6 protein-coding genes are annotated in these 6,214 nt (G+C 66.9%); 3 read left to right on the top strand and 3 right to left on the bottom strand.

From position 1 onward, the window contains the following. Positions 1-846 (top strand): tryptophan--tRNA ligase (trpS, locus tag sphsw_RS17015; RefSeq protein WP_042467654.1); only part of this gene is annotated, 846 nt, incomplete at its 5' end. Between the two features lie 137 nt (positions 847-983). On the opposite strand, the gene dnaA is transcribed toward trpS, so the two are convergent. The 3 genes from dnaA to mutM form a co-directional block, all read right to left on the bottom strand. Beyond that, the gene (dnaA, locus tag sphsw_RS17010) at positions 984-2,444 is read right to left on the bottom strand and encodes a chromosomal replication initiator protein DnaA (protein WP_235188442.1); all 1,461 of its coding nucleotides are present in this window, start codon (positions 2,442-2,444) and stop codon (positions 984-986) included. 461 nt (positions 2,445-2,905) lie between these two features. Beyond that, entirely contained in the window at positions 2,906-3,169 is a 264-nt protein-coding gene (gene rpsT, locus sphsw_RS17005; RefSeq protein WP_031394736.1) for a 30S ribosomal protein S20, read from the bottom strand. Positions 3,170-3,276: 107 nt separating this feature from the next. After that, positions 3,277-4,092 (bottom strand): bifunctional DNA-formamidopyrimidine glycosylase/DNA-(apurinic or apyrimidinic site) lyase, encoded by an 816-nt coding sequence (gene mutM / locus sphsw_RS17000; protein WP_031441657.1) that lies wholly within the window; start codon positions 4,090-4,092, stop codon positions 3,277-3,279. Positions 4,093-4,148: 56 nt separating this feature from the next. Between mutM and sphsw_RS16995 the strand changes: the two genes are divergently transcribed. Further along, entirely contained in the window at positions 4,149-4,928 is a 780-nt protein-coding gene (locus sphsw_RS16995) for a class I SAM-dependent methyltransferase (RefSeq protein WP_042467653.1), read from the top strand. 238 nt (positions 4,929-5,166) lie between these two features. After that, on the top strand, positions 5,167-6,214 hold a 1,048-nt coding region (locus sphsw_RS16990; RefSeq protein ID WP_042467651.1), incomplete at its 3' end, for an AarF/UbiB family protein.

Below are 6,214 nucleotides of genomic sequence, written 5' to 3'. Positions count from 1 at the left end.
CCCGCCGAACTCTCGTCGCACACGCTTGAGGTCGCCGCGACGATGATCGCGGCGGGCGTCGATCCGGCCAAGTCGATCCTGTTCAACCAGGCGCGCGTGCCCGCGCACAGCGAGATGGCATGGCTGCTCAACACCGTCGCGCGCGTCGGCTGGCTGAACCGCATGACGCAGTTCAAGGACAAGGCGGGCAAGAACCGCGAGGGTGCGAGCGTCGGGCTGTATGACTATCCGGTGCTGATGGCGGCGGACGTGCTGCTCTACAATGCGACTCACGTGCCGGTCGGCGAGGACCAGAAGCAGCATCTCGAGCTCGCGCGCGACATCGCGACCAAGTTCAACGGCGATTACGGCGTCGACCTGTTCACGCTCCCCGCGCCGCTGATCAGCAAGGCGGCGCCGCGGATCATGTCGTTGCGCGATGCGTCGGCGAAGATGTCCAAGTCGAACCCGTCCGAACAGTCGGTGGTCAAGCTGATCGACAGCGACGACACGATCGCGGACAAGTTCCGCAAGGCGAAGACCGATCCGGACCTGCTGCCCGCGACCGTCGACGAGCTCGGCGACCGGGCGGAGGCGCGCAACCTGCTGACGATCTATGCCGCGCTGGCGGACAGCGACGTCGCGACCGTGCTGGGCGAATATGGCGGCAAGGGGTTCGGCGCGTTCAAGCCGGCGCTCGCGGATCTGGCGGTCGCCAAGCTCGGGCCGATTCGTGACGAGATGGTGCGGCTGCTCGACGATCGCAGCGCGGTGACCGCGGTGCTGCGCGACGGCGCGGAAAAGGCGCGCGCGCTGGCTGCGCCGGTGCTGAAGCGTACGCAGGATGCGATGGGGTTGCAGGTCTGACGACGGCTTCGCCGTTCCGGCTGCGGAAGCCGCGTGACGACTTGAGGACGTGCCTCACCTGAAAGGCGTGTTCCCCCGCGAAGGCGGGGGTCCAGTCTGGGCTCCCGCCTTCGCGGGAGAACACGGGAAGGAAGGCCTCAGCCCTCGAGTTCGCGCATCAGTACACGGACCGCGGCGTCGATGTCGCGGTCCTGGTCGCGCAGTTCCGTGATCTTGCGGACCGCGTGGATGACCGTCGAGTGATCGCGGCCGCCGAACTTGCGTCCGATCTCGGGCAGCGACCGCGTCGTCAGCCGCTTGGCGAGATACATCGCGATCTGCCGCGGCCGCGCGACCGCACGGGCGCGGCGTGCCGAGATCATGTCGAGCGGCTTCAGCTCGAAATGCGCCGTCACCAGCTTCTGGATCTCGTCGATCGTCACGCGCTTCTGCGCGCCGCGCAGCACTTCGCCGAGCGTCGCGATCGCGAACTCAAGGTCGATTGTCTCGCCGGTCAGCTGCGCATAGGCGATGACGCGGTTCAGCGCGCCCTCGAGCTCGCGGATATTGGCGTGGATCCGGCTCGCGATCAGGTCGAGCACGTCGGTCGGCACGCGCAGGTCGGGCAGGTCGACGAGCTTGCGGTCGAGGATCGTCCGGCGCAGCAGCAGGTCGGGCGCCTTGATGTCGGCGACCAGCCCGACCGCCATGCGGCTGATGATCCGCGATTCGACACCCTCGAGCGCCTGGGGGCAGCGATCGGCGGAGATCACCAGCCGCTTGCCGGCGGTCATGATCTCGTTGATCGTGTGAAAGAATTCCTCCTGCGTCGCGTCCTTGCCGGCGATGAACTGGAGATCGTCGATCAGCAGCAGGTCGGCGCCGCGCAGCCGGCGCTTGAACGCATGGGTGTCGCGCGCGCGCATCGCCGCGACGAAATCATACATGAACCGCTCGGCCGACATGCACAGCACGACCGCGTGCGGGTTGGCGGCGAGGAACGCATGGCCGATCGCATGCATCAGATGCGTCTTGCCCTGCCCCGTGTTGCTGTGGAGGAACAGCGGGCTGAACCGGACGGGTCCGGGCTCGGCGAGCACCTTGGCGGCGTTGAACGCGACCTTGTTCGACGCATCGACGACGAAGCGGTCGAACGTATAGCGCGGATCGAGCGGCGGGCGCTCGGGGATGACGGTGTCGTAGGCCGGTACGGGCTGTGCCGCGGGGGCGGGGGCGGGCTTCAGCGACGGGTCGACGCCGAATTTGACCGGGACCTGAGCGGGTTCCACGGCCGCGGCTGCGGTGTCGCGGTCCAGGGTCTCCGCGGGGGTCGGCATCACCAGCAGCACGGGCTTCGGGCCAGGCCTGCGCGTCTCGATCTGGACGGTGCGGACCTGCGGCAGGATCTGCCGGAATTCGAGGGCGAGCCGGTCCGCATAATGGTTGCGGACCCAGTTCGTCATGAAGGCGGACGGCAAGGCGAGGCGGATCGACTCCTCGTCGTCGCTCGGGATCAGCTCGATCGGCTTCAGCCACTGCTCGAACAGGCGCGCGCCGGCAGACTCGCGCAGGGACGAGCGCACGCGATCCCAGGCCTTTTCGGCCTCCGAAGCGTGCACGGTCGATCCTTGCCAATTCGTCACGCGCACACTTCTCCGACCCCGCGCGACAGCCGCGCTGGTGATATAGTCCCGACAGAAAATGATCCCCCGTGACGACCCATAGGGTCGCCCGGCATCTTCGCCCTGTTGCTTGCGCAGTGGTGATTCACGTCCGTGATTCACCGCCGCCGTTCGCTCAGTTATGAAGCGATCGGCGAGTCTAGCAAGGCCCGAGCACGTCACATTTTCGAAATAAAGCGGGTTGACTTGATCAAGCCCCGGAAATGCGTCGATATTTTTATAAGTGGCTGTGTTTGGCCAATTTTTACGATTTCGGAGCCGGTGCGGCATGATCCGGCATCACTCGAATCGCGGGGAATCCGTGGGTTGCGCGCGCGCGCCTTCCGTTCCCTTTGCAGACGCAAAAAACCCGCCGGGAAGATCCCGGCGGGCAATCCGCTCCGGCCATGTCGGGTCGCTTATGCGAGCCCGGTCACGGCCTTGGTCAGACGCGCGAACTTGCGGCTCGCGGTGTTCTTGTGCAGCACGCCCTTGGCGACGCCACGCTGCAGCTCAGGCTGTGCCGCGGCCAGTGCGGTGGTCGCTGCGCCCTTGTCGCCCGAAGCCAGTGCGGCCTCGACCTTCTTGATGAAGGTACGGATACGGCCAACGCGGTTGCCGTTCACTTCCGCGCGACGGTCGTTGCGACGGATACGCTTTTTCGCCTGCGGCGTGTTCGCCATGAAGCCCTCTGGATGTTCGAATGATAAAAAGGGGCGCCGGATTGCTCCTACGCCCTCTCGAAGCGCGGCTCCTACCCACTCCGCACCGAATCGTCAACCGCGTTCCGTCATGCCTTTTGGCAACGCGCACACCAGAAGGTCGAACGCCCGCCCTCCGTCCTGCGGCGGACCAGCGCGCCGCACGAACAGGGCTCGCCCTCGCGACCATAGACGCGCCATTGTTTCGAGAAATAGCCAAGCTCGCCGTCGGGTCGCGCATAGTCGCGCAGACTCGATCCGCCCGCGAGGATCGCGGCGGTCAGCACCGCGCGGATCGCCTCGACCAGCCGTTCGAGTCGCGGCAGCGCGATCCGCCCCGCCGCCCGGCTCGGCGCGATCTTCGCCATGTGCAGCGCCTCGCACACATAGATGTTGCCGAGTCCTGCGACGATCCGCTGGTCGAGCAGCATCGTCTTGATCGACGCCCCCCGCCCTTCGAGCGCCGAAAGGAGATAGGCCGCGGTCAGATCGGGGCCGAGCGGCTCGGGGCCCATGGCGAGGAACGGCGGATACTGCGCGATCGCCTCGCTGGACCAGAGATCGAGAAAGCCGAAGCGTCGCGGGTCGTTGAGCGCGACCGTCCGCCCCGCCGCCGTGCCGATGAGCAGATGGTCGTGCGGCAGGATCGCGCTGGGATCGACCCGCCAGCGTCCCGACATGCCGAGATGGAAGACGAGCGTATCGCCGCGATCGGTGTCGATGAGGCCGTATTTGGCGCGCCGCGACAGCCGCGTGACGGTCGCGCCGGTCATGCGCTGCCGCAGGTCGACGGGAATCGCCTTGCGCAGGTCCGCACGGCGCGGCTCGACCGAGGCCAGGCGCTGGCCGAGGAGCACGGGTTCGAGCCCGCGCACGGTGGTTTCGACTTCGGGAAGTTCTGGCACGTTTTCCAGCTAGGTTGCGTTTGCCCGCGCCACAAGGCGCCGCTAGAGCACGGGGCATGAATGACATCGCGCCCGCCCCCGCTCTCATCCCCGACACCGCCCCGAAGGCCGATACCGTCTCGTTCGGTTATGAGGACATTCCCGCCACCGAGAAGACCGCGCGCGTCGGCGGCGTGTTTTCGAACGTCGCGAGCAAATATGACCTGATGAACGACGCGATGTCGGGCGGCATGCACCGGCTGTGGAAGGACCGCTTCGTCCGCCGCGTGAAGCCGCGCGAAGGCGAGCAGATCCTCGACATGGCGGGCGGCACCGGCGACATCGCGTTCCGCATGGAGCCGTCGGGCGCATCGATCACGGTCGCCGACATCAATCCGCAGATGCTCGAGGTCGGCATGGAACGCGCGCACAAGCGCGGGCTCGACGGGCTGGTCTGGACCGAGGCGAATGCCGAGACGCTGACCTTCCCCGACAGGTTCTTCGACGCGTACACGATCGCGTTCGGGATCCGGAACGTGACCGACATCCCCAAGGCGCTACGCGAGGCCCACCGCGTGCTGCGGCGCGGCGGGCGCTTCTATTGCCTCGAATTCTCGACCACCGTCTGGCCGGGCTTTGCCGAGGTGTACGACGCCTATTCGCACAAGATGGTGCCGAAGCTCGGGCAACTGCTCGCGCAGGATGCCGACAGCTATCGCTATCTGATCGAGTCGATCCGTCGGTTCCCGGACATGCCCAAGTTCAAGGGCATGATCGCGGATGCTGGTTTCGTGCAGACGAAGGTCGAGCCGCTGCTGGGCGGTCTGGTTGCGATTCATTCGGGTTGGAAGATTTAGTGATCACGCGAAGGCGCGAAGGCGCGAAGAGGGGTTCACGCGGAGACGCGGAGACGCGGAGAGTCAGAGCCGCATTCGCGCGACAGCGCATAATCAACTCTTCGCCGATGATGAAAAGCCGCAGTCGCGGCAGGGTGCACACTCTCCGCGCCTCCGCGCCTCCGCGCGAACCAAATTCTTCTCTTCGCGCCTCCGCGCCTTCGCGTGAACAAACCCCTTCTCACGACGCACAAGCCCGATGACCGCCTCGACCACCCATGTCTGGCGGCTCCTCAAATGGGGTCGCATCCTCGCCCGGCACGGCGCGCTGCGCGGGATCGAGCGGGACCCCAATACGCCGGCCGCCGTGCGTCGCCTCGCGCGGATCGCCCGGTTCGGTGCGCGCGTGCCGAAGGTGCCGCGCTATGCCGATGCATTCCAGGCGATCGGCCCCGCCGCGATCAAGCTCGGCCAGACGCTCGCCACCCGCCCAGACCTGGTCGGCGAGGATGCTGCGCAGGATCTGCTGCGGCTGCAGGACCAGCTGTCGCCGGTCCCTTACGAGACGATCGAGGCGGCGATGCTGGCGAGCTTCGGCAAGCCGCTCGAAACGCTGTTCTCGCGGATCGAGCAGGTCCCGGTCGGTGCCGCGTCGATCGCGCAGGTCCACCGCGCGACGACCACCGATGGCCGCCAGGTCGCGGTCAAGGTGCTGCGCCCCGGCGTCGAGGATGATTTCGCGCGGGCGATCGACACCTATAGCTGGGCGGCGGCGCAACTCGAGGCGCTGAGCCCCGAGGCGATGCGTCTGCGCCCGCGCCTGACGATCGAGACGTTCAAGCGCTGGACGCTGCGCGAGTTGAATTTCCGGCGCGAGGCCGCCTCGGCGTCCGAGCTCGCGGACGGCATGACCGCCGAGCCCGATTTCGTCATCCCCGCGATCGACTGGGCACGATCGACCGCCAAGGTCATGACGATCGAGTGGATCAACGGCATCAAGCTGTCGGATCGTCCCGCGCTGGTGGCGGCGGGCTACGACCTGCCCGGCCTCGCGCAGACCTTGGTCCGCGCGTTCCTGCGGCAGGCGATCGCCGACGGGTTCTTCCACGCCGACATGCACCAGGGAAACCTGTTCGCGCTGCCGGGCAACCGGATCGCGGCGATCGATTTCGGCATCATGGGCCGGATCGACCGGCGCGCCCGCGTCTGGCTCGCCGAGATCCTCTACGGGCTGATCACCGGCAACTATAAACGCGTCGCCGAAATCCATTTCGAGGCGGGCTATGTCCCCGCGCACCACGACGTCG

It is taken from the genome of Sphingomonas sp. FUKUSWIS1 (assembly GCF_000733135.1).
In the GTDB taxonomy this organism is placed as follows: Bacteria; Pseudomonadota; Alphaproteobacteria; order Sphingomonadales; family Sphingomonadaceae; genus Sphingomonas; species Sphingomonas aerolata.
The sequence above is the reverse complement of the archived record's forward strand: the minus strand, read 5'-3'. Positions and strand labels throughout refer to the sequence as shown.

Coding starts and splice junctions, on each gene's coding strand:
- rpsT (WP_031394736.1), bottom strand. CDS start 3,169: ATGGCGAACACGCCGCAGGCGAAAAAGCGTATCCGTCGCAACGACCGT.
- sphsw_RS16995 (WP_042467653.1), top strand. CDS start 4,149: ATGAATGACATCGCGCCCGCCCCCGCTCTCATCCCCGACACCGCCCCG.